Raw genomic sequence first — 1,160 nt, forward strand, 5'->3', positions numbered from 1 at the left:
TAGGGAAGGTCTGCACAAAGCGCAGTCATCGGTGCTGGCCCCGACCTGAAGTGGAATGTTGAAGCCCGCTGCGCTAGCGGCACTTGGTTTTGCCGCGTTTCGCGGCGCTTTCGCGCTTTGCAGGCGCACTCATGCCTGCACCCCACCCAATTGGCGCCGCACCATCCACAGGTTGGACAGCGCGAACAGCGTCTGCAGTTGCGCTGCGTTCTTGGCCAGCCCGCGATAGCGCACCTTCACATGGCCGAACTGGCGTTTGATCACACGGAACGGGTGCTCCACCTTGGCCCGGATGCTCGCCTTCAGGCGCTCCAACTCATCGATCAGGCGACTTGACTCCCGGCTCTTGTCCAGCGCCCGGCGCTTGCCGGGTCGCATCGCAATGTTCCAGCGCACATCCGGCTTGGCGTCAGCTCGCTTGTCCGCGCCCTGGTAGCCCGCATCACCGAAGGCTTCGGTCTCGTCGCCGTGCAGCAGCGCGTTGGCCTCGGTCACATCGTTCACGCTGCCTGTCGTGCCACGCACCGTGTGCACCAGGCCCGATTCAGCATCCACGCCGATGTGCGCCTTCATGCCGAAGTACCACTGATTGCCCTTCTTGCTCTGCTTCATCTCCGGGTCGCGCTCGCCCTCGGCGTTCTTGGTCGAGCTGGGCGCGGCGATCAGCGTGGCGTCCACCACCGTGCCCGCTCGCAGCATCAGGCCCTTGCTCAGCAGCAAGTCGTTGATCGTCTTCAGAACTTGCGGCGCCAGCTTGTGCTTCTCCAGCACGCGCCGAAAACGCAAGATGGTCGTCTCATCGGGCACTCGCTCATCCCAGCCACCCAGGCCCGCGAAGTCCCGGAACAGCGCCATATCGTGCAGCGCCTCTTCCATCGCTGGGTCGCTCAGGTTGAACCACTGTTGCATGAAGTGAATTCGCAGCATCACTTCCACTGCAAACGGCGGCCGGCCGCGCCGGCCTTCTGGCATGTAGGGCGTCACCAACGCCACCAGCTCCGACCACGGCACCACGCGGTCCATCTCTTCGAGAAACACGCGCCGCCGCGTGCGTTTGCTCGATTGCCCCAGTCCAAGACTTGCTTGCTTCATGACCTGAATCGTCGCAGCCATTCAAGCTTCGCGGTAGCTGATTTGCCCGGGGGTTGTGCAGACCCTCC

The 1,160-nt window shown here is 63.4% G+C and carries 1 protein-coding gene; it reads right to left on the reverse strand.

The window, feature by feature from the left end; genetic code table 11:
- Window positions 1-129: 129 nt before the first annotated feature.
- Window positions 130-1,092, reverse strand: coding sequence for an IS5 family transposase (locus DES47_RS28570; protein WP_133704198.1), 963 nt, complete (start codon window positions 1,090-1,092; stop codon window positions 130-132).
- Between the last annotated feature and the right edge of the window lie 68 nt (window positions 1,093-1,160).

Source organism: Roseateles toxinivorans, from assembly GCF_004362525.1.
GTDB lineage: Bacteria > Pseudomonadota > Gammaproteobacteria > Burkholderiales > Burkholderiaceae_C > Paucibacter > Paucibacter toxinivorans.

Excerpts from the sequence above, each read along its gene's own strand:
- DES47_RS28570 (WP_133704198.1), bottom strand. The coding sequence starts at position 1,092 with ATGAAGCAAGCAAGTCTTGGACTGGGGCAATCGAGCAAACGCACGCGG.